General features: G+C 73.1%; 24 protein-coding genes. 7 read left to right on the forward strand and 17 right to left on the reverse strand.

The window, feature by feature from the left end; translation table 11 throughout:
• Positions 1-3 precede the first annotated feature (3 nt).
• Both EV684_RS20670 and EV684_RS20675 read right to left on the reverse strand, forming a co-directional pair.
• Positions 4-1341 (reverse strand): NAD(P)/FAD-dependent oxidoreductase, encoded by a 1338-nt coding sequence (locus EV684_RS20670; protein WP_132649235.1) that lies wholly within the window; start codon positions 1339-1341, stop codon positions 4-6.
• Between the two features lie 33 nt (positions 1342-1374).
• A complete protein-coding gene (locus EV684_RS20675) occupies positions 1375-1890 on the reverse strand; it encodes a hypothetical protein (RefSeq protein WP_132649236.1) in 516 nt (171 codons plus the stop codon).
• A gap of 375 nt (positions 1891-2265) precedes the next feature.
• On the opposite strand from EV684_RS20675, the gene EV684_RS20680 reads away from it, so the two are divergent.
• Positions 2266-4752, forward strand: coding sequence for an adenosylcobalamin-dependent ribonucleoside-diphosphate reductase (locus EV684_RS20680; protein WP_132649237.1), 2487 nt, complete (start codon positions 2266-2268; stop codon positions 4750-4752).
• A 50-nt stretch (positions 4753-4802) separates the two neighbouring features.
• Here the strand turns inward: EV684_RS20680 and EV684_RS20685 are convergent, their stop codons facing one another.
• The gene (locus EV684_RS20685; protein WP_132649238.1) at positions 4803-6359 is read right to left on the reverse strand and encodes a methyl-accepting chemotaxis protein; all 1557 of its coding nucleotides are present in this window, start codon (positions 6357-6359) and stop codon (positions 4803-4805) included.
• Positions 6360-6651: 292 nt separating this feature from the next.
• On the opposite strand from EV684_RS20685, the gene EV684_RS20690 reads away from it, so the two are divergent.
• From EV684_RS20690 to EV684_RS20700, 3 genes are all read left to right on the forward strand, one after another.
• Positions 6652-8166, forward strand: a complete 1515-nt coding sequence (locus EV684_RS20690; RefSeq protein ID WP_132649239.1) for a choice-of-anchor I family protein — start codon at positions 6652-6654, stop codon at positions 8164-8166.
• Positions 8167-8396: 230 nt separating this feature from the next.
• Positions 8397-8582: a CsbD family protein gene (locus tag EV684_RS20695; protein WP_132649240.1), complete on the forward strand. Its 186-nt coding sequence runs from the start codon at positions 8397-8399 to the stop codon at positions 8580-8582.
• Positions 8579-9421 carry an alpha/beta fold hydrolase gene (locus EV684_RS20700; RefSeq protein WP_132649241.1) on the forward strand — a complete coding sequence of 281 codons (843 nt, stop codon included), beginning with the start codon at positions 8579-8581 and terminating at the stop codon, positions 9419-9421. The genes EV684_RS20695 and EV684_RS20700 overlap by 4 nt, the downstream gene beginning before the upstream one ends.
• On the opposite strand, the gene EV684_RS20705 is transcribed toward EV684_RS20700, so the two are convergent.
• The 6 genes from EV684_RS20705 to EV684_RS20725 all read right to left on the reverse strand — a co-directional run bounded on the left by EV684_RS20705 (position 9396) and on the right by EV684_RS20725 (position 12512).
• Positions 9396-10094, reverse strand: coding sequence for a flagellar basal body L-ring protein FlgH (locus tag EV684_RS20705; RefSeq protein WP_132649242.1), 699 nt, complete (start codon positions 10092-10094; stop codon positions 9396-9398). The two genes, EV684_RS20700 and EV684_RS20705, sit on opposite strands and share 26 nt — an antisense overlap.
• Before the next feature lie 35 nt (positions 10095-10129).
• Positions 10130-10672 carry a cell division protein FtsI gene (locus tag EV684_RS20710; protein ID WP_132649243.1) on the reverse strand — a complete coding sequence of 181 codons (543 nt, stop codon included), beginning with the start codon at positions 10670-10672 and terminating at the stop codon, positions 10130-10132.
• Positions 10659-11201, reverse strand: a complete 543-nt coding sequence (locus tag EV684_RS20715; protein WP_132649244.1) for a hypothetical protein — start codon at positions 11199-11201, stop codon at positions 10659-10661. Before EV684_RS20715 ends, EV684_RS20710 begins: the two co-directional genes overlap by 14 nt.
• Before the next feature lie 210 nt (positions 11202-11411).
• Positions 11412-11567, reverse strand: a complete 156-nt coding sequence (locus EV684_RS24090) for a hypothetical protein (protein ID WP_165908552.1) — start codon at positions 11565-11567, stop codon at positions 11412-11414.
• Between the two features lie 67 nt (positions 11568-11634).
• Positions 11635-11898: a cytochrome C oxidase subunit IV family protein gene (locus tag EV684_RS20720; RefSeq protein WP_132649245.1), complete on the reverse strand. Its 264-nt coding sequence runs from the start codon at positions 11896-11898 to the stop codon at positions 11635-11637.
• A 2-nt stretch (positions 11899-11900) separates the two neighbouring features.
• Entirely contained in the window at positions 11901-12512 is a 612-nt protein-coding gene (locus EV684_RS20725) for a cytochrome c oxidase subunit 3 (protein ID WP_132649246.1), read from the reverse strand.
• Positions 12513-12586: 74 nt separating this feature from the next.
• Here EV684_RS20725 and EV684_RS20730 point away from each other — a divergent pair, with 74 nt between their 5' ends.
• A complete protein-coding gene (locus EV684_RS20730) occupies positions 12587-12844 on the forward strand; it encodes a DUF2249 domain-containing protein (RefSeq protein ID WP_132649247.1) in 258 nt (85 codons plus the stop codon).
• Positions 12845-12882: 38 nt separating this feature from the next.
• A complete protein-coding gene (locus tag EV684_RS20735) occupies positions 12883-13107 on the forward strand; it encodes a hypothetical protein (protein ID WP_132649248.1) in 225 nt (74 codons plus the stop codon).
• On the opposite strand, the gene EV684_RS20740 is transcribed toward EV684_RS20735, so the two are convergent.
• From EV684_RS20740 to EV684_RS24615, 8 genes are all read right to left on the reverse strand, one after another.
• A complete protein-coding gene (locus tag EV684_RS20740; protein ID WP_132649249.1) occupies positions 13079-14056 on the reverse strand; it encodes a Bug family tripartite tricarboxylate transporter substrate binding protein in 978 nt (325 codons plus the stop codon). The two genes, EV684_RS20735 and EV684_RS20740, sit on opposite strands and share 29 nt — an antisense overlap.
• Positions 14057-14098: 42 nt before the next feature.
• Positions 14099-15208, reverse strand: coding sequence for a metallophosphoesterase (locus EV684_RS20745; RefSeq protein ID WP_132649250.1), 1110 nt, complete (start codon positions 15206-15208; stop codon positions 14099-14101).
• A 13-nt stretch (positions 15209-15221) separates the two neighbouring features.
• Positions 15222-15875, reverse strand: a complete 654-nt coding sequence (locus EV684_RS20750; protein WP_132649251.1) for a hypothetical protein — start codon at positions 15873-15875, stop codon at positions 15222-15224.
• An 82-nt stretch (positions 15876-15957) separates the two neighbouring features.
• Positions 15958-20109 carry a PAS domain S-box protein gene (locus EV684_RS20755; protein WP_132649252.1) on the reverse strand — a complete coding sequence of 1384 codons (4152 nt, stop codon included), beginning with the start codon at positions 20107-20109 and terminating at the stop codon, positions 15958-15960.
• 137 nt (positions 20110-20246) lie between these two features.
• Entirely contained in the window at positions 20247-22187 is a 1941-nt protein-coding gene (locus EV684_RS20760; RefSeq protein ID WP_243651241.1) for a methyl-accepting chemotaxis protein, read from the reverse strand.
• A 141-nt stretch (positions 22188-22328) separates the two neighbouring features.
• Positions 22329-22631 (reverse strand): N(2)-fixation sustaining protein CowN, encoded by a 303-nt coding sequence (cowN, locus tag EV684_RS20765; RefSeq protein WP_132649253.1) that lies wholly within the window; start codon positions 22629-22631, stop codon positions 22329-22331.
• Positions 22612-23310, reverse strand: coding sequence for a Crp/Fnr family transcriptional regulator (locus tag EV684_RS20770; RefSeq protein WP_243651243.1), 699 nt, complete (start codon positions 23308-23310; stop codon positions 22612-22614). The genes cowN and EV684_RS20770 overlap by 20 nt, the downstream gene beginning before the upstream one ends.
• Positions 23311-23474: 164 nt before the next feature.
• Complete coding sequence (locus EV684_RS24615) at positions 23475-24980, reverse strand: methyl-accepting chemotaxis protein (protein WP_132649255.1); 1506 nt, start codon at positions 24978-24980, stop codon at positions 23475-23477.
• A 268-nt stretch (positions 24981-25248) separates the two neighbouring features.
• On the opposite strand from EV684_RS24615, the gene EV684_RS20780 reads away from it, so the two are divergent.
• Complete coding sequence (locus EV684_RS20780) at positions 25249-25722, forward strand: MarR family winged helix-turn-helix transcriptional regulator (protein WP_132649256.1); 474 nt, start codon at positions 25249-25251, stop codon at positions 25720-25722.
• The last annotated feature ends 70 nt before the right edge of the window (positions 25723-25792 follow it).

Below are 25792 nucleotides of genomic sequence, written 5' to 3' on the forward strand. Positions count from 1 at the left end.
CGTTCAGACGCGGCCCTTGAGCACCGACAGGTACGCGGGCTTGAGCAGCCGCACCTTCATCAACCAGGCGAAGTAGCTGTCCTGCAGCGGCTCGATCATCGGCAGCGACGGCGTCAGCCGGCCTTCGTAGTCGAACTCGATGAGCATCGCCGAGCCTTCGCGCGTGATCAGCGGGCACGAGGTGTAGCCGTCGAACACGGCGTCGGGCTCGGCGCCGGCGATCAGCTGCACCAGGTTGTGCACGACCACCGGGGCCGACTTCTTCACCGTCGCCGCGGTCTTGCCGCGCGGCGTGCCGTTGATGTCGCCGACGCCGAAGACGTTGGCGTAGCGGCGGTGGCGCAGCGTCGTCTTGTCGACCTCCAGCCAGCCGCCGGCGGCGAACGGGCCGTCCTTGCAGGCCAGGTCGCTGTTCCTGACGACGTCGGGCGCACGCATCGGCGGCACGACGTGCAGGAAGTCGTAGCCGCGTTCGGTGCGGCGGCCGTCGGCGCCGACGAAACTCGCGCGCTGCGCGCCGATGTCCACCGCGGCCAGCCGCTGCCCGGTCTCGACGGCGATGCCCAGCTGCTGCCAGCGCTCGAGCACGTTGTCGTTGACCGGCTTGACGCCGAAGACGTTCTTCGGCGCCGACATGAACGTCACCCGGCTGCGCTCCAGCGTGCCGGCCTGGCGCAGCCGGTCGCGCAGCATGAAGGTGGTCTTCAGCGGCGCGCCGGCGCATTTGAGCGGCGTCGCCGGCAGCGTCATCAAGGCTTCGCCGCCGCGTTCGGCGAACTCGCGCATCGCGCTCCAGGTGGCCTCGGCGGCCTGCGGGCCGTTGTAGACGCTGGCCAGCCCGTGGCGGCCGATCGCGGTGACGTCCATGCCTTCGATCTGGTCGTAGTCCAGGTGCACGCCGGTGGCCACGACGAGGTAGTCGTAGGCGATGCGCCGGCCGCCGGCGGTGACGAGGCTGTTGGACGCCGGGTCGAACTCGGCCACCATGTCGTGCACCCACTCGACACCCTCGGGGTGGAAGTCGGCATTGCGGTCGCGCACCTTGGACACCGGCCACACGCCGGTGGCCACCAGCGTGTAGCCCGGCTGGTAGTTGTGTTCTTCCTTGCGGTCGACGAGGGTGATGCGCACACCGTCCAGCGCCGCGCTCAGGCGGTTGGCGACCGCGATGCCACCCAGGCCGCTGCCGGCGATGACGACGTGGGCGCGCGTCGGCAGGCGCGCGGCCGCGGCCGGCCGCGGGTTCAGCGCGGCGGCGGCCGGGAGCAGCGCGGCAGCGGCCAGCCAGCGACGGCGGTCGGCGTCGGGGGCCTGGCGCGGCAGGCTCGGGGGATGGTTCACGGTGTCTCCTCTCGTCTTGGCATGCACGCCGGCTCAGCGTGCGTCGAGGCCCAGGCGGCGGCGCAGCGCCGCGACGTCCGCGGCGTGGGCGACCGCCCGGACCCGGCCGTCCTCGGCCAGCTCCAGCAGCGTGACCTCGCCGCGCCGGCGCGGCAGGCTGGCGGCGGCTTCGTCGCGCACCAGGCCCACCGGATACGGCAGCGCACGCAGCGCCGGCAGCGCGAACAGCCGCGTCACCAGCGCCGGCATCGCGTGCACATCGGCCAGGTACTGCGCCTGCGCGGCGGCCAGCGCCGGCCCGCCCTCGGCGCCGAGCGCCGCGACGACAAGGTCGCTGGCGGCCTTGTCGGCGGCGAACAGCAGCAGGCGCGTCTGCGGCTGCACGCTCCAGGCGCGCTCGTTCTGGTCCTGCAGCGACCAGGCGGGCATCGGCTCACCGGGCGCGAGCTCGGCCGCGCCGGCCAGCGACAGCGCACAGGCCAGCGCGAGTGCGGCAGCCCAGCGCCGCAGGCGTGGCGGGCGTACGACGGACGGCGGAGCGTTACACATGTGAACATCCTAGCTCAGATACCCAGACGGGTATCTGGTGCTTACCCGCGCCACGCCGCCACAGCGGGCCGGAACGGGCCGAAGCCGGCCGTCCGGCACGTTCGCCGGCGGCCGTCAAGACCCTTGTCGCGACCCGGTCGGCGAAGCGCCGGCCCGGCCGCGCGGGCGCCGGCCTTGAACTAAAATCCGCCCCGCTCCCGACGCGCCCGGCCGGCGCCCGAGAGGGCCAGCCGGTGGCGCCGTCACCGTCGCCCTCGAGCCGGCAGCCCGTGGCGGGTCGTCTTTCTTGCACTCCGACGACGCCGCCGCGCCACCCACCCCCGAATCCCTCAACCCCACGCCGCGCGTTGCGCGGCGTCGCCCTTTCCGTTGCCGATGAACGCACCCGACAAGCACCTGCTCGACGCCCTGCAACCCCAGGAAATTGCCACCGTCGCCCTGCTGGAGAAGTACGCCAAAGGCGACGAACAGAACATCGCGCAGGTGCAGGCGCGTGTCGCCCGCGCGCTCGCGGCCATCGAGGCCGAGGACGCACGCTCCGCGCGCGAGGCCGAGTTCCTGTGGGCCATGCAGCGCGGCTTCGTGCCCGCCGGCCGCATCATGTCGGCCGCCGGCACCGATATCCAGGCCACGCTGATCAACTGCTTCGTGCAGCCGGTCGGCGACTCCATCACCGGCTACGAAGGCGACAAGCCCGGCATCTACACCGCGGTCACCGAAGCCGCCGAGACGATGCGTCGCGGTGGCGGCGTCGGCTACGACTTCAGCCGCATCCGCCCGCAGGGCGCGCTCGTCACGCAGACGCATTCGCGCGCCTCGGGCCCGGTGTCCTTCATGCGCGTCTTCGACGCCTCCTGCGAGACCGTCGAGTCCGCCGGCGCGCGCCGCGGCGCGCAGATGGGCGTGCTGCGCTGCGACCACCCGGACATCGAGGCCTTCATCCACGCCAAGGACAAGGGCGAGCTGCGCAACTTCAACATCAGCGTCGGCGTCACCGACGCGCTGGTGAAGGCGGTGATCGCCGACGCCGAGTTCGAGCTCGTGCACGCCGCGCGTCCGCACGAGGAACTGGTCGCTGCCGGCGCGCGCCAGCGCGAGGACGGCAAGTGGGTCTACCGCAGCGTCAAGGCACGCGAGGTCTGGGACCAGATCATGCGGTCGACCTACGACCACGCCGAGCCGGGCGTGCTGTTCATCGACCAGATGAACCGCGAGAACAACCTGCACTACTGCGAGACGATCGAGGCCACCAACCCCTGCGCCGAGGAGCCGCTGCCCGACTACGGCTGCTGCTGCCTGGGCTCGGTGGACCTGACGCGCCACGTCGTCGGCGCCTTCTCGGATGACGCGCACTTCGACTTCGAGGGCTTCGCCGCCGTCGTGCGCGTGGGCGTGCGCATGCTCGACAACGTGCTCGACGTGACCTACTGGCCGCTGGAGCAGCAGCGTGCCGAAGCCGCCGCCAAGCGCCGCGTCGGCCTGGGTTTCCTGGGCCTGGGCAGCTCGCTGGTGATGCTGGGCATCCGCTACGACAGCGACGAAGGCCGCGCACTCGCCGCGAGGATCGCCGAGACGATGCGCGACGCGTCCTATCTCGCGTCGGTCGAGCTGGCCGGCGAACGGGGTGCCTTCCCGCTGCTGAACAAGACCAAGTACCTGGCCAGCGGTTTTGCCAAGCGCCTGCCGGAATCCATCCGCAAGGCGATCCGCAAGCACGGCATCCGCAACAGCCACCTGCTGGCGATCGCGCCCACCGGCACGATCTCGCTGGCCTTCGCCGACAACGCCAGCAACGGCATCGAGCCGCCGTTCTCCTGGACCTACAACCGCAAGAAGCGCGAAGCGGACGGTTCGCACCGCATCTTCGAGGTCGCCGACCGCGCCTGGCGCCTGTTCCGCCACCTCGGCGGCGACGTGGCGCAGCTGCCGCCGCAGTTCGTCACCGCGCTGGAGATGTCGGCCAACGACCACATGCGCATGCTCGAGGCCGTCCAGCCCTTCCTGGACACCTCGATCAGCAAGACGGTCAACGTGCCGGCCGACTACCCCTACGAGGACTTCCAGAACCTCTACCTCGACGCCTGGAAGGCCGGCCTGAAGGGCCTGGCCACCTACCGTCCGAACTCGGTGCTGGGCTCGGTGCTGTCGGTCGGCACGCCGGCCGCGGCCCCCGCCGCCACGGAGGCCACGCCGCGCGACGAGGACCCGCTGACCAAACACGTCGGCCGTCCGGTGGGCCGCATCTCCAGCGTGACCGAGAAGGTCGAGATGTGGACCCAGGCCGGCAAGCGTTCGATGTACGTCACCGTCGGCTTCCTGCCGGTGGACGGCGTCGTCGACGGCCAGAAGGTGACGATCGAGCGCCCGGTCGAGTTCCTGCTGCAGGGCGAGCAGGACCAGTGGCTGGACGGCGCGATGCGCCTGCTGTCGCTGGCCGCGCGTTCGGGCGCGTCGATCGAGAAGGCGCTGGAGAACCTGCGCGAGATCGCCTGGACCAACGGCGCGGTGCGCAGCGGCATGCTGGTGCGCGGCGACGGCACGCAGATCCCGCGTTTCCACGACTCCGAGGTCGCGGCGCTGGCCTATGCGGTGCAGCAGCTGCTGCACGCGCGCGGCTACCTCACCGCGTCGGGCGCGCAGCTGCCGGTGCGTGAACTGGCGCGCGCCTACGCCGCCGGCACGGCCGCCCCGGCCCCGGCGCCGGCCGTGGCCGAGAATGCGGCCGCGGCCAAGCCGGCCGCGGGCATGCAGTTCGCTGCCGGCACCGGCTCCAAGTGCCCGGAGTGCGGCGCGCACGACATGCACCACATCGACGGCTGCACCAAGTGCACCAACTGCGGCCACATCGGCGCCTGCGGCTGAATCCGCACCGCGGCAGCTGACGAGCCCGCCTCCCGGCGGGCTCTTTTGTTTCAGGCCGGCTGCGGCAGCTGGAAGCGCGAGACCGCGCCGACCAGCTGCGTGGCCTGCACGCGCAGGCTTTCGGCGGCGGCGGCACTCTCCTCCACCAGCGCGGCGTTCTGCTGCGTCACGGTGTCCATCTGGCCGACGGCGTCGCCGACCTGGGAGATGCCGTCGCTCTGTTCGGTGCTGGCGGCGCTGATCGACTCGATCACCGTGGTCACACGGCCGATCGCCTGCACCACCTCGTGCATCGTGCGGCCGACACGTTCGGCCTGCGCCGCACCGGCGTCGATACGCTCGACGCTCTGGCCGATCAGCGTGCGGATCTGGCGCGCCGAGTCGGCGCTGCGCTGTGCCAGCGTGCGCACCTCGGCAGCGACGACGGCGAAACCGCGGCCCGCTTCGCCGGCCCGCGCCGACTCCACCGCCGCGTTCAGCGCCAGGATGTTGGTCTGGAAGGCGATCGAGTCGATGACGCCGACGATCTCGGCCACCTCGCGCGACGAGGTCGTGATGCCCTTCATCGAACCCAGCATCTCGTCGACCGCGGCGCCGCCCTGCAGCGCGGCCTGCGACGCGCCGTGCGCCAGCGAGTTCGCTTCGCGTGCGTTCTCGGCGTTCTGGCGCACCGTGGCGCCCAACTGTTCCATCGTCGCCGCGGTCTGCTGCAGCGCGCCGGCCTGTTCCTCGGTGCGCTGGCTCAGGTCCTGGTTGCCGCGCGCGATCTCGGCGCTGGCGGTGGCCACGCTCTCGGCATTGCCGCGCACGCCGCCGACCAGTTGCCGCAGGCTGGCCTGCATGCCGTCCAGCGAGCGCAGCAGCACGCCGAGCTCGTCGGCGCTGCCGGCCGGCACCGGCCCGGACAGGTCACCGGCGGACACACGCTCGGTCACCTGCAGCGCCGAGCGCAGCGGCCGCGTCACGCTGCGCGTGATCAGCCAGGCCAGCGCGCTGCCGCAGCCCAGCGCCGCCAGCGCGACCAGCAGCATCACCGTACCGGCACGCGCGATGGCCGCTTCGGTGTCGGAGGCGCTGGCCTGCATGCGCAGGACCTCGTGCTCGACGAAGGCGTCCAGCGACTTCAGGTAAGCCGCCTGCACCGGGCGCACCTCCTTGAGCAGCAGGTCACGCGCCTCGTCGCTGCGGTCGGCGGCGGCGAGTTCCAGCGCCCGCGTCAGCAGCGGCGTGTAGGCCGTACGCGACGCCTGCACCGCGTCCAGGCGCCTGCCCGCCTCGCCGTCCCGGTCGCCCGCCTGCAGGCGCTCCAGCAGCCCGGCGATGCGCGTCTCGCAACCGCGGATGCGTTCGATCTCGGCGTCGATCTGCTTGCGATCATCGAGCAGGGCCACGTTGCGCACGCCACGCGCGACGACGTTGAGCTCGTCCTTCACGTCGCGCGCCATGCCGACGCTGGCCTGCCGGTGCTCCACGAGCTCGTGCACCTGGCCACCGACGCCTTCGAGCGCGTAACGGCCGAACACGGCGACGACGGCCGTCGCCACCATCACGAGGGCAAAGCCCAGGCCAAGCTTCAGGCCGATGCGCAGATCGCTCCAGGTCTTCATCGCGAACACTCCCGTTGATGCGAACCGATGCGCCCCCGGAGTTCGAACGAACCGGGAGCGCCGATGACGGTGCTTCGGCGGCCCGCGCGGGGGAGTTGAGTGCCCGGATGCGAACGGCCGCACATCGTTCCCCTGTTCACAGGATGAACTTGCCGCGCAGGCGCCGCTGGCGTGACGGGCTGCACGGTCCGGACCCCGCGCCCGCGGGGCCGCGGCGACGCCGGCCGTCACGCAACTGCCATCGCCGCCGGGCACGCTGCGCGGTCGTCTTCGACCTCCCGAGAGCCCCACGATGCTGAACCCGACCCGGCTGGCCGCCGTTGCCGCCCTCGCCTGCGCCGCCGCACTGCCGGCACAGGCCACCGACTTCGCGCTGCAGCGCGTCTGGCAGTACGCCCACGCCGCCACCGGCGCCGCCGGCCAGAAGGCCGAGATCGTCGCCCACGACGCGCGCAGCGACACGCTGTGGGTCGCCGGCGTGGTCGGTGTCGACGTGCTCGACCGCGCCAGCGGCCAGCTCGTCGCGCACCTCGACGTTTCGCACCTGGGGACCGTCAACAGCGTCGCCATCGCGCGCGGCGTCGCCGCGCTGGCGGTGGAGAACGGCCAGGACCGCACGCTGCCCGGCGTCGTCGTGCTGTTCGACACCCGCACCCGCGCCCAGCTCGGCAACCCGATCCCGGTGGGCTCGCTGCCCGACATGCTGAGCTTCGCGCCCGACGGCCGCACGCTGCTCGTGGCCAACGAAGGCACGCCCAACGCGCGGCCGACGCCGGCCGGCCTGAGCGCCGAGGACCCGGTGGGCAGCGTGAGCATCGTCGACATCGTCGAGCGCTCGGTGACGACGCTGCCGATCACCGCCGACATCCCCGGCTACGAGCAGCTGCGCCTGTTCCCGGCCACCGGCACGCGCGCCACCCAGCCCGCCAGCTACAGCGCCTACGACCCCGAGCCCGAATACATCACCATCGACGCTGCCGGCCGCCGCGCCTGGGTGACGCTGCAGGAGGCCAACGGCCTCGCGCTGCTGGACATCAAGGCCCGACGTTTCGTGAAGATCGTCGGCCTGGGCGAGAAGGACTTCAGCCTGCCCGGCAACGGCATCGACCCCAACGACAAGGACGCGGCCGACCCGGCGACGAACAACGGCGTGTTCCTGCGCACGGTGCCGGTCTTCGGCCTGTACCAGCCGGACTCGGTGGCGAGCTACCGCGTGCGCGGCCGCAGCTACCTGGTGATGGCCAACGAAGGCGACGCCCGCGACAACGGCAGCGCCGACGGCGAGGACGAGCGCCGCGGCTCGGCCGGCAGCAGCGATGCCGCGCGCCTGGTGCCGTCCACCGGCCCCGCCGAGCTGTTTCGCCTGACCTACGACAACGTGACGTCGACGCCCGAGCACCTGGTGGCCTTCGGCGCACGCTCGATCTCGATCCGCGACGCCAGCGGCCGCCTGGTCTGGGACAGCGGCAGCCTGCTCGACGCAGAGGCCATCCGCCTGGGCGTCTATGACGACGGTCGCAGCGACAACAAGGGTGTCGAACCCGAGGGCGTGGCGCTGCTGGAAGTCGACGGCCGCACGCTGGCCTTCGTCGGCCTGGAGCGCACGAAGAAGGCTGCGATCGCCGCCTTCGACGTCAGCGAACCGACGGCCCCCAGCTACCTGGGCATGGTGATCGGCGAAGGCGACGTCTCGCCCGAAGGCCTGCACGCCTTCCACGCCCGGGGCCGTCACTACCTCGCGGTGGCGCACGAGAGCAGCGACACGACGACGCTCTACGAGATCGCCCCGAAAGGCCTGCGCCGCTGACCAGACTGTCCCCGGCCGCACTGGGTATCCCTGTGGACAACCCTGGGGCGCAGCGCGCAAGTGACTGTGGCCCGAGGGTTTTCCCTGGATTGCTCAACAAACAGGCAGTGTCGCGACGGTCGTAGGATTGATCCCACCCTCGTTCGCGCCGCCCGCCGGCAGGCGGGGCGGCGCGAACCACGCATCCTGCTGCTCATGCGGCCCGTGCCGCGACACCAGGAGCGACGATCATGAACAGCGACCACGTGAAGGGCAGCGCCAAGGACATGGCCGGCAAGATCCAGCGCAAGACCGGCGAAGCCATCGGCGACCGCGAGATGCAGGCCAAGGGCCTGGCGCGCCAGGCCGAAGGCAAGACGCAGAAGAAGGTGGGTGACGTGCGCGAAGCGGCGCACGCGCTCGGCCGCAAACCGTGACGGCCGCGCCGCCGGCCCTCGACGCTTCGACGCGGCCGGCCGGCGGCGTTACCGTCCACCTGGAAGGCCGTGGCGACGAGCTGCTGCTCTTCGTGCACGGCTGGCCCGACCGCCACACCGTCTGGGACGGTCTGGTCGCGGCTCTGGCCCCGCGCCGGCGCTGCGCCCGCTTCACGCTGCCCGGCTTCGCGCCCGGCGACGACCCTCGCGCGCGTTCGCTCGACGAGATCGTCGCGACGCTGCTCGCCGTGGCCGACGCCGCGAGCCCGGCGCGGCCGGTGGTGCTGGTCCTGCACGACTGGGGCTGTTTCTTCGGCTACCGGTTCGCCGAACGCCACCCCGAACGCGTGCGCGCCATCGTCGCGATGGACATCGGCGGCGACGCCGGCTCCAGGGCCAACCGGGCCGAGATGGGCTGGCGCGGCCAGTTCGGCGCCCTGGCCTACCAGCTGACCCTGGCCTCGGCCTGGCGAGTCGGCGGTCGTGCCGGCGATGCCGTCGCGCGCAGCGCTGCACGCCTGTTTCACGCGCCCGAGCCTCGGTCGGCGACCGCCGCGATGGGCTGGCCCTACGCCGTGCAGTGGTTCGGTGCTGCCGGCGGCTTCGGTCGTCCGACGGTGTTCGTGCCGTCCTGCCCGATGCTCTACGCGTGGGGGCGGCGCAAGCCGTTTGCCTTCCAGTCGCGGCGCTGGCTCGAACGCATCGCGCGTGACCCGCGCAACCGCGTGCTCGAACTCGACGCCGGCCACTGGCTGATGCGCCGCCGCGAAGCCGAACTGGCCGGCACGATCGACGCCTGGCTCGACGGCGTGCTCACCAGATCGCCAGCCCCTTGCTGAGGAAACGCTGCATCCAGCTGCGCGACGCCGTGTCGGCCACGCCGCCGCGGCCCACCGCCTCCAGCCGCGCGTCGACGATGTCGGCCGACGCGACCACGTTGCCGGCCTTGATGTCGTCGGGGTTCACCACGCCCGAGAAACGCAGCGTCGTCACGCCCTCGTTGTAGGCGATGCTGCGTTCGCCGGCGACCACGAGGTGGCCGTTGGGCAGCACGTTGATCACCGATGCGGCAATGCGCCCGGTGAAGCGGTTGGAGTTCTCGGTCGTGCCCTTGCCGACGAAGGAGTCGCTGCCGCTGGCCTCGGCGTCCAGGTTCATCAGGCTCTTGAGCACGCCGCGCACGTTCTCCGATTCGGTACCCGGGCCCTTGGTCGCGACCTTGTTCTCGCGGCTGGTATCGGTGGCCACCTTCTGGTTGGCCGACAGCTTCTCGTCGATCTCGACCTTCAGCGTGTCGCCGATCGAACGCGGCCGCTTCTCGCCGGAAAACAGCGTCGCGATCGGCGCGCCGGGCTGGAACAGCGACCCGGTGGGCGCACGTTCGACATAAGACGGCGGCGCGACGGCGGTCACCGCGGTCGGCACACGCAGCTGCGACGTCGGCGTGTCGGCGCAGCCGCCCGCCAGGGCGGCGGCCAGGCCGGCAATCGGCCAGAGGATGGGACGGTTCATGACGGGCCTCTTGGGCGGATGGTTGGGGGGCGGGCTCAGTCGCCGGTGAGCAGTGCGGACACCACCGGGGCGAGCTTCTCGCGGGTCGAGGACCACTTGCCGGCCTCCAGCCGGCCTTCGAGCCGGTACTGGCTCGACGCCAGCGTGCGGCCGTTCGAGGTTTGCAGCGTGAGCGACGCCTGGCGCAGATAGGGGCGGTACTCGCCGCCGAACAGGGCGGTATCCCAGTCGATCGCCGCGCTGTATTTCAGCCAGGCCTTGCAGGTTTCCAGCGGAGTCCCCGCCTCGTACACCCGGCTGTCCACCTGGCGTTTCTTCAGCTCGGCCTGCAGGGACGGCACGAAATCGACGATCTGGGCGTCCGGGCGATATTCGATGCAGAGCGCCGAAACCTCCAGCGGGGCATGAAATACGGTATTCGACGCCTGGCTCGGGCCGTACAGGATGGCGTGCTGCACGGCGCCGCTGGCGGCTTTCGCCAGCTCCAGCGCGGGCACGGGCGAGATGATCGAGCAGCCCGGCAGCAGCGTGGCCGCGGCCAGCACGGCCGCCGCCCGGCGGCGATCAGACGGCTTCATTGAGGGCCTGCCCGATCGAGAGCGCGCCCATCGCCGCGTAGCCCGCGACGGTGTCCAGCGTGTCCACGATGCCGTCGAAGAGGTCGCCCGCGCCGTCGACGACGGCGTCGGTCGCGTCGGACACCGTGTCGGCAGCGTCGGAGACGAAGTCCTCGACACTCTCGACGGCATCACCCACCGTGTCGGCAACCCCCTTGGCGGCGCCGGTGACGGTGTCGACGATGCTGTCCAACGCTCCCTGGAAACCGTCGACGCTGTCGCCGACACCGCTCTGCACGGCCTGAGCCGCCCCGGCCAGCGTGTCGCCGACCGACGCCACGGTGTCGACGCCCATGTCGACCCAGTCGTCGAGCGCGCTGAGCGCGTCGCTGCTGAACGAACAGGTGGATTGGCAGGCGCCGCTGGTGGCGTCCGCAGCCCCGATCGCGGTGGCCACGACAGGGCCGAAGGCCTTGACGTTGCGCTCGTACGCGCCGAGTCCGGTTTGGGGATTGATGTACCCCGAGGCGAGGGATCCGATGGTGCTCATGGGCGCTCCTTCCAAGTGCCGTCAGCTTAGGAAGGTCGCACCCCGGCGAATACCTCAAATAGCGCCCCCAAATCCCCTCATCATTTATTTCCAGGGAGTTTCATGACGGCGCCGTCACGAGATTCAACGAAGTATGTCGGAATATCACCCGGCGGTGATCTTCGGTCTTATTCCGTCACGTTTCGGGGCAGCCCGATCGTGGCCGCCGCGTCAGTCGCGTGCGCCCAGCCGCAGCATCAGGCGCAGGTACTCGAGTTCGGCGTGCATCTTCTGCAGCTCGTCGCGCAGTTCGACGAGCGCCGCCAGCGCGGCGCGCGCCGAGGCGGGGACCTGCGAGGCGGTGGAGTCGGGCTTGGGCGTGTCCATGGCGGCATGTTCCGGCCCGCGTGGCGGGCCGAAAACCCCGCGGCCCGGGGACTCCCCCGCGTTCGTGTCAGGCGCGCGCCAGCCACCAGGCCAGCAGCACCAGCGCGACGACGCTGCCCAGCCAGCCGAGCACGAGGCGCCGCCACAGCGCCGGCGCCGTGGCCAGCCCCATGAAGTCCAGCGCCACCGCCGCGCCCTTGGCCAGCGCAAGCGCGAACACCAGCCACACCGGCCAGGCCGCGCCGCCCCCGGCACTGGCCGACTCGCCGACGGCGAAGCTGAGCAGCGTGGCGACCACGAGGCCGGCCCAGACGAGATCGATGCGCGACACGGTCACCTCATCACGTACAGCAGCGGGAACAGAACGATCCACAGCAGGTCGACCATGTGCCAGAACGCCGCCGCGGTCTCGGGCACGTGGGTACGGCCCGGCCCGTAGGCGCCGCGCCCCGCCAGCCACCAGACGATCGCCAGGAACACCGCCGCCGCGACCACGTGCAGCAGGTGGAAGCCCGATAGCACCAGGTAGAACATCCAGAAGGTGTTGGCCGACAGGTCGGCCCCGGCGGCCACCTTGGCGGCGATCTCGGCCGACTTCAGCAGCGTGAAGCCCAGTCCGCAGCCCAGCGCGGCCAGCAGCCAGCGCCGGGCGGCGACGACACGCCCGCGTTCGAAGGCGGCCACCGCATGCGCCACCGCGGCGCTGCCGCTGACCAGCAAGACCGTGTTCAGCGCCCCGCGCTCCAGGTCCAGCGTGGCCTGCAGCGACTTGAACAGCGCCGGCTCGTGCAGGCGTGCGAAGGCGTAGGACACGAACAGCAGGCCGAAGGTCAGCAGTTCGGCTGCGATGACCAGCCAGACCGCGAGGTCGCCGATCAGCCGGGGTTCGGACCGAGCATGCGCCGCGGGCCGGTCGTCGGGCAGCAGGACTGCTTGAAGCTGCATAGTTGAAGCATCTTAAGGATTCGGGCCGGCGGAAGCAATACGCTGAATGCACCTTCAACGCCCCCGGACCGCCCATGTCCTGCTCCTGCTCCAACCCGTCCGAGGACGGCATCCACGTCTTCGACGCGCGCGGCGTCGCCAAGCGTTTCCGCCACGCGGCGATCTTCGGCGCGCTCGACGCGCTCGAACCCGGCGAGACCCTGCGTTTCGCCAACGACCACGACCCCCTGCCGCTGCTGATGCAGATCGAGCAGCACTACCGCGGCCAGGTTCGCGCCACCTACCGCCAGCGCGCCCCGGGCGCGGTGGTGATCGACTTCCTGGTGGGCTGAACGCTGCAGCGGCCCGCCACACGACGAGGAGACGGACGATGAACCTGCTCTTGTGCCCTGCCCTGCACCACTACACGCTCGGGCTGGCCGCCGTCGTCGGCGGCGCCGCGCTGAGCACCGCCAGCGCCTCGTGGTGGCCGCTGGCGCTCGGCACCTCGGTGGCGGTCACCGGCTCCAGCGCGCTGGCCTGCGAACTGCGCCAGCGTGCGCTGGCCCGCCGCAGGACGGCACGGGTCACGGCGGCGGCAAGCCGCTCGCCTTGATGATGCGCGCCCAGGCCGCGGTGTAGGCGCGTTCACGCGCGCCCAGCTGCGCCGCGCTCGTGTAGCCCACCGACAGCCCCATCGCGCTCAGACGCTCGTGCACCGCCGGCTGCACGAGCACCCGCGCCAGCGCGTTGCCGAAGGCGTCGATCGTCGCCGCGGCGGTGCCCGCCGGCGCGAAGACGCCGTAATACGGCAGTTCCTCGAAACCCGGCACGCCGGACTCGGCCAGCGTCGCCACCTCGGGCAGCTGGGCCAGGCGCTGCGTGCCCATCACGGCGACGATGCGAAGCCGGCCGTGGCGGTGGTTGTCGATGAAATCGGGCACCGAACCCACGCCGGCGGCGATCTGGCGGCCGAGCATGTCGGACATCATCGGCGCGCTGCCCCGGTACGGCAGCGCGACCAGATCCAGGCCGTGGCGCTGGGCGACGAGCCGCACGAGAAACTCGGGCACCGAGCCCGCCGCCGGGATGCCCACCGCTTCCTGGCCCCCCTGGGCCCGCACCCAGGCCACGTACTCGCCCAGCGTGCGCGCGGGCGTGTGAGCCGAGACCGCGAAGGCGTTGGGGAAACTGGCGAAACCGGCCACCGGCACGAAGTCGCGTGCGGGCTCGTAGCCGGGCTGGCGCACGACCAGCGGCAGGATCGAGATCGTGTGGTCGTGCGACAGCAAGAAGGTCGTGCCGTCGGGCGCGGCCGCCTTCAGTGCCTGCGCCGCGAGCTGGCCGCCGGCACCGGGGCGGTTGTCGACGATGACCGTGGCGCCGAGCTCGTCCTTCAGCCGCTCGGCGAGCACGCGCGCGATGGCGTCGGTGCCGCCGCCCGGCGGGAACCCCACCAGCAGGCGGATCGTGCGGCCCTCGGCCCGCGCGGGCGTGGCCAGCCACGGGCCGAGGGCGGTGGCAGCGAGGGTCTGCAGGGCACGGCGGCGATTCGGCGAGGACATCGGGGCTCCGGCGGGCAACGGGCGGCAGTGGATTCTGCCGCCCTAGCCCGCCGTCCGGCGCTCCAGCACCAGCCGCGTGATCTCCGACGGCGCCCCCAGCCGCAGCGGCGGGCCCCAGTAGCCGGTGCCGCGGCTGACGTAGACCTGCAGGCGGCCGATACGCTGCAGCCCGGCGGTGATCGGCTGCTGCAGCGGCACCAGCAGCCCCCAGGGCCAGATCTGGCCGCCGTGCGTGTGGCCCGACAGCTGCAGGTCGAAGCCGGCTTCGGCCGCCGCGGCGGCGCTGCGCGGCTGGTGCGCCAGCAGCAGCCGGGGAGCGCCTGGCGGCGCACCGTCCAGCGCACGCTTCGGGTCGCTGCGGTGCGCGGGCTCGAAACCCGCGGCATTGAAGTCGGCGACGCCGGCGACAACCAGCCGCGCGCCGCCGTGCTCGACGACGCGGTGCTCGTCGACCAGCGTCACGATGCCGCGCCGGCGCCATTCCGCGATCCACGGCAGCGCGCCCGAGTAGTACTCGTGGTTGCCGGTCACGGCGAAGACGCCGTGGCGCGCACGCAGCCCGGCCAGCGGCGCGAGGTCTTCGTGCAGGTCCTCGACGCGGCCGTCGACGAGGTCGCCGGTCAGCGCGACGAGGTCGGCGCCCGCGGCGTTGGCGCGCTCGACGACAGCCTGCACCCAGCGGCGCTTGATCGTCGGGCCGACGTGCAGGTCGCTGATCTGCACGATCGTGAACCCCTCCAGCGCCGGCGGCAGCCCCGGCAGCGCGACATGCACGGTGCGCAGCCGCGGGGTGGCGCGTGCGCCGGCCAGGGCCACGGCCGTCAGCGCCGGGGCCAGCAGCAGCACCGCCAGCGCGCTGTCGCGTGCATGCGGCGCCCAGCCCAGCAGCCAGGCGGTGAGCAGCGAGAACTCGCGCAGCAGCGTCAGCACGAACACGATCGAGAAGTGCCCCATCGCGACGAACCCTGCCCAGGACCAGCGGTCGGCCACCGCCCGGTCGTGCCCGCGCCGGCCGGCAAAGGCCATCGGGATCAGCGCCGCCGAGACCAGGGCGGCGGCGGCGACGGCCAGCACGCCGGCCGGCGACAGCGGCGCGGCCAGCCGCCAGGCGAGCAGCGCGTGCAGCAGCGCGATCAGCGCGACGAGACGCACCGGGCGGCGGGACTCAGAACAGCCCGGCGCCGGCCGCGGCGTCGACGAGGCGCCGCGCCAGCGCGTCCAGCTGCGCGCCGGCGTCCCCCGTGGCGCCCGACGCGGCGCGCGCCGTCCACTGCAGGCGGCCGCCGGCGACCTCGGTGACACGCGCCTCGGCGGCGTAGCGCACGGCGGCGCCGCCCGCGGCCCCCACCGGCAGCGTCACGCCGACGCCGACCCCGCTGCCGCCTCCGCCGATGTGGAACCCGCCCAGCCCGATCGACATGCCCCCGGCACGCGGCTCGGCGGGTGCGGCCGAGACGCTGCCGACCCAGACCGCCTGCGCGCCGGCCTGGCGCGCCAGCACGACGTAACGCGCGTCGTCGCGCGGCCCGCCGGCCGGGGGCGGCGGTGCGTCGGGCGCGGGCACGGCGCGCGCGCCACGGGCCGTCAGCTCGGCGGCGAGACGTTCGACGCACAGCCGCACCAGCGCCGTCTCGGCGGCCTCGCAGGCGACGAGCACGCGTGCGCCGCCACCCAGCGCCGGGCCGGCATCGGGCGCGCGCCACTGGGCGTCGACGCCGGGCGGCGACGAGGCGCAGCCGGCGGCCAGCAGCGCGGCAATCGGCAAGAGGCGCAGTGAGATGGGCAGGAACGGCGCAGGCATCACGAGGGGGCGGGACACGACAGGGCTAGCCTAAGGCTGACGGCACCGGCGCGCCCGACGGCGGGTGAATGCCCGTGCGCGCCCACGGCCACGCCGCCGATCAGGCCAGCGCCGCGCCCACCCGCGCGACGAACTCGCGCAGCGCGGCGTCGAAGGCGATCGCCTCGTCGCGCTCGGCCGCCGCAACGCCGTGTTCACCCAGCGCGCGCTCCAGCCTCTCCAGGCGCGCCGCCAGCTCGGCACCGCCGATGGTGGCCACCGCACCTCGCAGCGAATGGGCGGCGTCGCGGCAGCCGGCCGCGTCGCCGGCCTGCGCCGCCGCCACCAGCGCCGGCACGCCGGCGCCGTAGGTGGCGACGAAACGCCGCAGCAGGCGCTCGAACATCACGACGCTTCCGCCCAGGCGCTGCAGCGTGCCGCGCAGCTCCAGCCCCGGCACGCCGGCCAGCCGCGCCGGCAGCAGCGTGTCGCCGGCGGGCGGCACCGCCTCGGCCGCGTGCCCCGCCGGCGGCAGCCAGCGCAGCAGCGTCGTGTACAGGTTCTCCGGGCTCACCGGCTTGGGCACGTGGTCGTTCATGCCGGCCTGCAGGCACAGCTCGCGGTCCTCGTCGAAGGCGTTGGCCGTCATCGCGACGATCGGCAGCCCCGGCCCTAGCCGAGCGCGGATCTCGCGTGTCGCCGCGAAGCCGTCGAGCCCGGGCATCTGCAGGTCCATCAGCACCAGCGCATGGCCGCCGGCCAGTGCCCGATCGACCGCCTCGCGGCCGTCGGCCGCGGTGTCCACGACCAGCCCGACGGCGCGCAGCAGCTCCTCGGCGACCTCCTGGTTGATCGGGTTGTCCTCGGCCAGCAGCACACGCTGGCCGGCGTACGCGGCACGCAGCCTGCGCTCGGCGCCGGTCGGCGGCGGCAGCACGCGTTCGGCCGGCACGCCGCGATGGCGCACGAGGCGCAGCACGGTGTCCAGCAGCACCGAGGGCGTCACCGGCTTGGCGAGCACCGCCACGCAGCCGGCGGCCACCGCGAGCGCCGCGACGCCGGGGTCGTCGGCCGCGGTGACGAGCACCGTCGGCGGCATGCGCGGCCCCAGCAGCGCGGCCAGCCGGCGCGTGGTCTCCAGCCCGTCCATCGGCGCCATCAACCAGTCGACGAGCGCCAGGTCGTAGCCGCCGCCGGCCTCGAGCCGGCGGCGCGCCTGGGCCAGCGCCGCCTCGCCACCGTCGACCGCGTCGACCTCCAGCCCCATGCGCTGCAGCCGCTCGGCGATCACCACGCGCGCCTCCAGCAGGTCGTCGACGAGCAGCGCCCTCAGGCCCGCCAGCGCGGGCGACGTGGCCACCGAGGCCTGCGGCGCGTCGGGCTCGGGCAGGCGCGCCAGCCAGGCGCTGAACCAGAAGCGGCTGCCAGCGCCGGGCGTGCTCTGAACGCCGGCCTCGCCGCCCATCAGCTCGGCGATGTGGCGCGTCAGTGCCAGCCCCAGGCCGGTGCCGCCGTGGCGCCGCGTGCTCGAGGCGTCGGCCTGCTCGAAGGCATGGAAGAGCTGCGCCTGGCGCTCCGGCGTGATGCCCTCGCCGGTATCGCGCACCTCGAAGCGCACCAGCAGGCGCTCGCCCTCGTCCACGATCAGCTCGGTGCGCAGGCCCACCCAACCGTGTTCGGTGAACTTGATGGCGTTGGACAGCAGGTTGATCAGCGCCTGCGACAGCCGCGTCGGGTCGCCACGCAGCCGCGGCGGCACCCGGTCGGTGTCGAGCACCAGCTCCAGCCCCTTGGCGCTGGCACGCTCGCCGACGATCTCGAAGCAGCGTGCGAGGAGCGCGTCGAGCGCGAACTCGGTGTGCTCCAGCACCATCTTGCCGGCCTCGATCTTGGACAGGTCGAGGATGTCGTTGATGACCTGCAGCAGGTGCTCGCCGGCGTCGCCGATCTTGGCCAGGCGCTCGCGCTGGCGCGGCTCGGTGATCTCGCGCGCCAGCAGGTGCGCCATGCCGAGGATGGCGTTCATCGGCGTGCGGATCTCGTGGCTCATGTTGGCCAGGAAGGCACTCTTGGCGCGGTTGGCGGCCTCGGCCTGCTGCGCGCGCCGCGCCAGCTCCACCTGCATCGCCTCGAGTTCGGCGGTGCGGTGCCCCACCTGGCTCTCCAGTTCCTCCTGCTGGCGCTCCAGTGCCGCGCGCGCGGCCTTCTGCTCGCGGATGTCGGCGGCCATGCCGACGAGGTGCGGCACGCCGTCGATCTCCACCCGGGCACCGGAGAACACCACGTCGACGACGGCGCCCTCACGCGAGCGCCAGCGCGTCTCCAGCTGCACCGAGCCCTCGGCGAGCACACGCTGCACGACCGCGTCGCGTTCCTCGCCCACGGCCCAGATGCCCAGCTCCAGGCTGCTGCGGCCGATGAGCTCGTCGCGGCGCCAGCCCAGCAGCGCCTCGAACGCCGGGTTGACGTCGACCATCAGCCCGTCGCGGCTGCCGGCGATGGCGATCGCGATCGGGCTGTGCCGGAACACGCGTTCGAAGCGCTCGGTGCTCTCGCGCAGCGCCTCGGCCGAGGCGACACGCACGGTGATGTCCTCGGTCGAGATGATCAAGCCGCCGACGCCGCCGTCCTCGCCGCGCCAGGGCACGACGGCCCAGGACAGCCACATGCACGAGCCGTCGGCGCGCCGCCACAGCTCGCGCTCGCTGGCCTGCGGCCGGCCTTCGAGCGCCTGCGCGTGCACGTCGCGCCATCCCGGCGGCAGGTCGGGGAAGACCTCGTAGTGCGATCGCCCGACGACCTCGGGCCCGACGCCGAAGTCGCGCCGCCAGCGTGCGCTGGCCGCCAGGCAGACCATCTCCCGGTCGAACAGCGCGATGCTGTGCGGCGCGTGTTCGACGAAGGCCGACAGCAGCGCGGCCGACTGGCGCAGCCGCTTCTCGGCGCGGCGGCGCAGCGAGATGTCGCGCATCACGCCCAGCATGCCGGTGCTGCGGCCGTCCTCGCCGCTCAGGCGCACGGCGTCGGTCTCGGCCCAGAAGCTGCCGCCGTCGCGGCGGCGGTAGCGCATCTCGTAGGTGGGGCCGGAGGACGGCCGATCTTCGGGCAGGCGCTCGGCGGCGAGCCTCTCGTAGTCCCGCGGGTCGGCGTAGAGGAACTGCGTCGTGCGCCCGAGCGCCTCCTCGGCGCGGTAGCCGAAACGCTGTGTGAACGCGCGGTTGACGAGGCGGATGCGGCGCTCGGCGTCGGTGAGCACGACGATGTCGTTCATGCTGTCGACCACCCGGCGCAGCAGGGCGCGGTGCTCGTCGACCTCGGCGAGCGCCTGCGAGCGCGACTGCTCGGCTTCCTCCAGCCGGCCACGCGCGGCTTCGATCTCGGCGATCGGCGTCGTGTCCGGCGGCGCGCGGCGTTCGGCCAGCGCGTCCAGCCCGCGCGACAGCGGGCGGCTGGCCAGGGCAGCGCCAAGCAGGCCGCTGCCCGCCGCGGCCGCCAGCGCCAGCGCCAGCCAGCGCAGCGCGGTGGCGAGCATCTCGCGTTCGGCCGCGGGGTCGACGGCGACGACGACGCTCCAGCCGGACATCGTGCTGCGGCCGACGAAACGGTTCCCGTCGCCGTCGGCCGCGGCCACGGCGGCCCCGGCGAGCAGCCGGCCGTGGCTGTCGAGCAACGCGGCCGCGGCGCCCTCGGGCATCGCCGCGGTGCCCAGCCAGGCCGCCAGTTCATGCGGGTCCAGCGTCGACCACAGCAGCGTCGCCGGGCCGGCCGCTGCGGCGGTCACCGGCACGACGACGGCGACCACCTGGCGCCCGGAGACGCTGCCCTGGTAGGCGTCGCCCACGATCGCCCGGCGCTGCTCCAGCGCACGGCGGGCCAGCGCGCGCGCCGGCTCGGACATCGGCGGCAAGCTGCTGCCCAGTGGCCGCAGGGTGTGGAAGACGAGCCGGCGGTCGGCGTCGCTGAGCGCGACCTGGCCGCCGAAAGCCTCGCGGAATGCCGACGCCGCCCGGTACTGCCCGGCCTGGCCGGCTTCGGCACGTACCGATTCGGCGAGCACGCCGAGAGCGCCGACGCGGGCGCCGAGGTGCAGGTCGACGCCGGCGGCCATGCCCGCGGCCAGTGCCTGCGCCTGCCGGTCCCGCGCGTCGCGCGCGCCGTCGATCCCGTGCACGCCCAGCGCCACGGCCAGCAGGCCCGCCGGCAACATGCACCACCAGACCAGCCGGCGCAGATGCACGCGCAGCGGCCGCGCACGCGCCGCCCGGGTGTTCACGGCAACTCCGGCACCCCCGTGGACACGGGGAGGCACCGTGCAGGTCGGGCACGTGCGGGACGGGACCGGCGCGTCGGCATGCACGCTTGGGGCAAGGGGGATGCCCGCTGCCCGCGCGCGGGGCAGCCGTCAGCCGCTCAGCCGCGTTCGAGCCGGAAGGCGCCGACGGCCTGCGCGAGCCGCGCCGCCTGCTGGCGCAGGCTCTCGGCGGCGGCGGCACTTTGTTCCACCAGCGCGGCGTTCTGCTGCGTCGTGCGGTCCAGGTCGCCGACGGCGGCATTGACCTGGCCGATGCCCTCGGTCTGCTCGCCGCTGGCGGCGGTGATCTCGGCGATGAGGGCCGCGACACGGCGCACCTGCTCGACGATGGCCTGCATGTCCTCGCCGGCCGAACGTGCCAGCGTGCCGCCTGCCTGCACCGCCGTGCTGCTGCCCGCGATCAGCGCGCGCACCTGGCGCGCCGCCTCGGCGCTGCGCTGCGACAGCGCGCGCACCTCGGAGGCGACGACGGCGAAACCGCGGCCGTGCTCGCCGGCGCGCGCCGCCTCCACGGCCGCGTTCAGCGCCAGGATGTTGGTCTGGAAGGCGATCGAGTCGATCGTGCCGACGATGTCGCCGATGCGGCGCGAGCCGGCCTCGATCTCGGCCATCGTCGAGGCCACGCGCTGCACGACCTCGCCGCCGCGGCCCGCGGCTTCGGCGGCCGCGCTTGCCATGCGGCTGGCCTGGTGGGCGTGCTCGGAGGTCTGGGCGACGGTGGCCGTCATCTGCTCCATGCTCGCCGCGGTCTGCTGCAGGCTGCTGGCCTGCTGCTCGGTGCGTGCGCTCAGGTCGGCGTTGCCGTTGGCGATCTCGCTGCTGGCGGTGGCGATCTGCGCCGCGTTGTCACGCACCGTGCCGACAAGGCCGACGAGCTGCGTGCACATCGCGTGCATCGCGCGCAGCATGCGCTGGCCTTCGTCGCGCGCGTTCTCCGGCGGCAGCGGCAGGCTGCGGCCGAGGTCGCCCGCGGCCACCGCGTGGGCGGCCTCGATCGCCGTCTCCAGCGATCGTGCGCTGCGGCGCGCGATCTGCCACATCAGCCAGGCGGTGGTCGTGCCCAGCAGGAGCAGCAGCGCCATCGCCCAGCCCAGCCGGGTCAGGCGCGTGTCCGCGTCATGCTGCAGCTCGGACTGCAGCGCGCCCACCGCCTGCTCGCCGAGCTTGTACTGCAGGTCGATGACCTCGGTCGTGCGCTTCCACCAGTCGGCGCTGGGATGGTCCAGCGTCGGTGCGTCGACCACCTCGCGCGCCACGAACTCGAGCCCCTGGACGACGGCCTCGTGCGCTTCGCGGCTCGCTGCGCCCAGCGCCTGCGCCAGCGCCGGGTCGGCCTCGGTCGCGTGCGCCAGGGCGCGCGCGAGTTCGCCCTCCACGCCACGCACGCGCTCGACGAGCCCCGACAGCCGCGTGCGCTGGGCCGGGCTGGCCTCGCCGCGCACCAGCAGCCCCATGCCGGCGCCGCGCAGCTGGCCCAGCAGTTCGGACAGCTGTGGCAGATGGTTCAGCGTCGCGTCCTGCAGGAAGTAGCCCGACGCCACCGGGTGCAGCACGATCTGCGACTCCGCCGTCACGTCGTAGAGCAGATCCAGTTGCCGGGCCACGAGCGCCGTGTGGCGCTCGAAGCTGGACTGCGCGTCGATGCGACGCGCGGCCACCGCCTCGCCCAGTTCACGCTCCGCGGCGAGCAGCCGGTCCAGGCGCTCGGCCAGCACCGGCTGGCCCAGCCCGGCGACCGCGTCGCGTGCCAAGGCCGCGGCGGCATCGATCTTCGTGCCCAGGCTGGCGCGCTGCGCCTCGGCCTCGGCATTGCCGCCGAGCGCCCCGTTGGACAGACCGCGATGCTGCGCGGTCAGACGCGCCATCTGAATCAGCGCCTTGGCCGGCGCGAGCCCGTCCAGTTCGTGGCGGGCATGGCGGACCTCCGCGAGCGCCGAGTTCAGCGCCAGCGTGCCGGGAACGACGAGCAGCGCGAACGCGAGCACGCCGATCAGCGTCAGCTTGCGCGACAGGGACCATCGGTCGAGCACTGAGAGCACGGAGACATCCTTTCCACGAACTGCAACGGATTCAGCAATGGCAGCTCAAGGAATCGGATTTTGCTTTTCTAGTATTTAGAGTGTTTCAAGATGAACGCCCGGATCACCGTGCAGATGTCCACGCAGGCTCGACGCGGCGGGTCAGCAGCATTCCTCCTCGACGCGGTCGAGCAGCGCGATCGCCGGCTCGTCGGCCCAGGCCTCGAAGTACTCGCGGATCTGGTTCAGGTGCGAATGCACGAGGAACAGGTCGTCGGGCCGCGGGCCCGAGCCGCCATGGCGCTTGCGGTCGAAGTAGTCCCAGAAGCGGTCGCGCCGCCCCGGCACCGCGAGATGGGTGTCGATGATCTCGATGATGCGCCGGGCGTTGCCGGCGCAGTCGATGCCGGCGAAGCTGACGTAGCGGTCGGTCTTGCGGCAGTCGTCACAGGGGGATTGGCTCACGGGACTCGGCTCCGGGTGGGACGTACACGGTGGCACTGTGCGGCGCGCGCGGGCGCCGCGTCCGTCGTCCAGGCGACGTTCCGGCCGGTTCGCACCGGCCGGCGACGCGCTCCAGCGCCTGCAGCGCGTGCGCCGACGGGATGCGCAGGCAGCGCCGGCCGCGGCGCTCGAGCACGCCCTCGCGCTGCCACTGGCTGACCAGCGCGGACACCGTCTGGCGCGTGCTGCCCAGCAGGCTGGCGATGTCCTCCAGGCTGAGATCCAGCGGCACGCGCCAGCCTTCGCCGCAGGGCTCGCCGCGGCGCTGCACCAGCCCGAGGACGAAACGCGCGAGCCGTGCCGGCACCTCGCGGAAGGCGAGGTCCTCGACGAGGCCGACGGCGCCCGTCAGCAGCCGCCCCAGCACCGCCATCACCGGCGGCAGCAGCGCCGGGTCTTCGGACAGGCGGTGCAGGAAGGCGCGCGTGTCGATGGTCCACACGGTGGCCGCCGCGGCGGCCGTCACCCAGGCCGGCGAATGCGTCGAATAGACGTCGCCCGGCTCGAGGAAGGCCAGCGTCAGCTCGCGGTTGGTGCCGCTCAGATGCACGCGCAAGCGGCCGCTGGCGACGCAGAAGACGAGGTTGCGGCCGTCGCCGGGGGCGCACAGCACCTGGCCGCGGGCGAGCCGTCGCGGCACGAAGCCCGCCGGGGGCGCGGCCGGGACAGCGGCGGGTGTCGCGAGTCCGACAAAGGCAGTGGCATGCGCATGCATGACCGGCCTGCAAGCAAACCCGGGACCGGCGCGCGGGCCGGGCCGCGACGAATCGACGCCGGACTGACGGAGCTCAAGCCCCGCGCAGCTCAGACGCGGAACACGCCCACCACCTCGGCCAGCCGCGAGGCCTGGGCGCGCAGGCTCTCGGCGGCCGCGGCGCTCTGCTCCACCAGCGCGGCGTTCTGCTGCGTCACGCGGTCGAGCTGGCCGACGGCGTCGCCGACCTGGCCGATGTCGCGCGACTGCGCCGTCGTCGCCCCGGAGATGTCGTGGATCAGCTGGCTGACGCGCTCGACCTTGCCGACGATCTCCTGCATCGCCTGGCCGGCATCGCTGACCTGGCGCGTGCCGGCCTCGACGCGTTCGACGCTGGCGGTGATCAGGGTCTTGATCTCGCGCGCCGCCTCGGCCGAGCGCTGCGCCAGCGAGCGCACCTCGCCGGCCACCACCGCGAAGCCGCGGCCCTGTTCGCCGGCACGCGCGGCCTCGACCGCGGCGTTGAGCGCCAGGATGTTGGTCTGGAACGCGATGCCGTCGATGACCGAGATGATCTCGGCGATCTTCTGCGACGACGCGGCGATGTCGTGCATCGTCGTCACCGCATGGCCCACCACCTTGCCGCCCTGCGCGGCGGCACCGGCCGCGTCGCTGGCGAGTTCGTTGGCGCGCTGCGCGGAGTCGGCGTTGTGGCGCACCGAGTCGGTCAGCATCTCCATCGACGAGGCCGTCTGCTGCAGGTTGCTGGCCTGCTCCTCGGTGCGCTGGCTGAGGTCGGCGTTGCCCGCGGCGACCTCGCCGCTGGCGGTCTGGATCGACTCCGCCGACTCGCGCACCTGGCCCACCAGGCGGCGCAGTGCGAGCTGCATCTGCTGCAGCGAACGCAGCAGCGTCGCGGTCTCGTCGCGGCCCTCGGTGGCCAGGTCCTCGCCGAGGTCGCCACGCGCGATGCGGTCGGCCGCCGCGACGGCCGCCTGCAGCGGCTCGCAGACCGAACGCAGCGTCAGCCACAGCGCCGGCAGCAGCACGACGACGGCCAGCACCGTCAGCGCCAGGCGCAGGTTGGCGGCCAGCGTGGCGGCGTCGGCGAGTTCCTCGCGGATCGTGGCCTGGCGCGACTGGCTGGCCTTGAGCATCGCGTCGGCCGTCGTGCGCAGCGCGGTGACGTGCTCCTCGGCCGCCTCCGCGTAGGCCAGCGCGCCGGCGCTGTCCAGCACCGCCGACTGCAGCTTGTCCAGCAGCGGGCCGACGATCTCGGTGTACTGCTGCAGCTGGCCGAGCTGCTGCTTGACGAGCGCCTCGATCGTCGTGTTGCCGGCGTCGATGCGCGCGAGGTCGGCGTCGAGCTGCTTCACGCGCTCGGCCTCCGCCTTCCACAACGCGACGATGCGCTCGACTTCCACCGGATTGGCGCCCGAGGCGATGGCGTCGGCCTGCAGCCGGCGCAGGTTGGCGAGCGACTCGCGCAGCCGCGAGACGGCGTCCGAGCCCTGCTGGGCGCTGTCGAACAGCGCCGCGGTGCGTTGCGTGACGATCCGGTTCTCCACCACCCCCCAGGCGCCCAGGCCCAGGAGCGCGGCGGTCAGAACGGCCATCGAGGCCAGCAGTCGGGTGCGAAGCGTGAAGCGTCGGAGGAAACGAAGCATGGGTTCTGACGATCGGTGCTGAGTCGGGGCCGCCCGGCACGGCGGCGGCCATGCCCGCGTATCGTCAGTTCGAGTGAAAAGTTGAATCGATTCGAGGCTGCACCGGCCATGAACTGCGCCGGCGCAAAGCCGGCCCGCCGACGCGCCCGAGCGTGGGGCAGACTTGACCACCAGCTGTCAACAATGGAAACTGGTTGCCATTCTTCCAGGCACCACGATGAAGCAGATCCGCAGCAGCCCCGCCGCATCCGTATCAGACCTGATGACGGCAGCGCAGCGCCTGCAGGCGCGCCGGCTGGCCCGTGCGCACACCCTGCTCGCGCCACTGGGGCTGACCGGCGCGCGCTGGCAGCTGCTCGACGCCATCGTGCGCGCCGGAGAGCCGCAGTCGGCGCCGCAGCTCGCCGCGACCCTGGGCCTCACGCGCCAGGGCGTGCAGAAGCAGCTCGACCTGCTGGCCGCCGACGGCCTGCTCGGCGCGCAGCCCAACCCGCGCCACCGGCGCTCGCCGCGCTACGGTCCGGGCGCCGCCGGGCAGCGCCTTCACGCCAGCGCCTCGGCGCTGCAGGCGGCCTGGGACGCGCGGCTGGCCGCGGGCCTTCCGGCGGCCGAACTCGCCGACGCGCTGGGCATCCTGAAAGCCCTGCACGCGCGGCTGGACGACAGCTTGCCGGTGTCGCCCGCGGGCTGAGGGGGCGCCTCTTCACAGCACCGCAGCGCCGCAGCGCCGTCGTATCGTTGCGCGTCCTCGCCGCCAGAGT

The sequence above is a fragment of the Rubrivivax gelatinosus genome (assembly GCF_004340905.1).
Lineage (GTDB): Bacteria > Pseudomonadota > Gammaproteobacteria > Burkholderiales > Burkholderiaceae_C > Rubrivivax > Rubrivivax gelatinosus.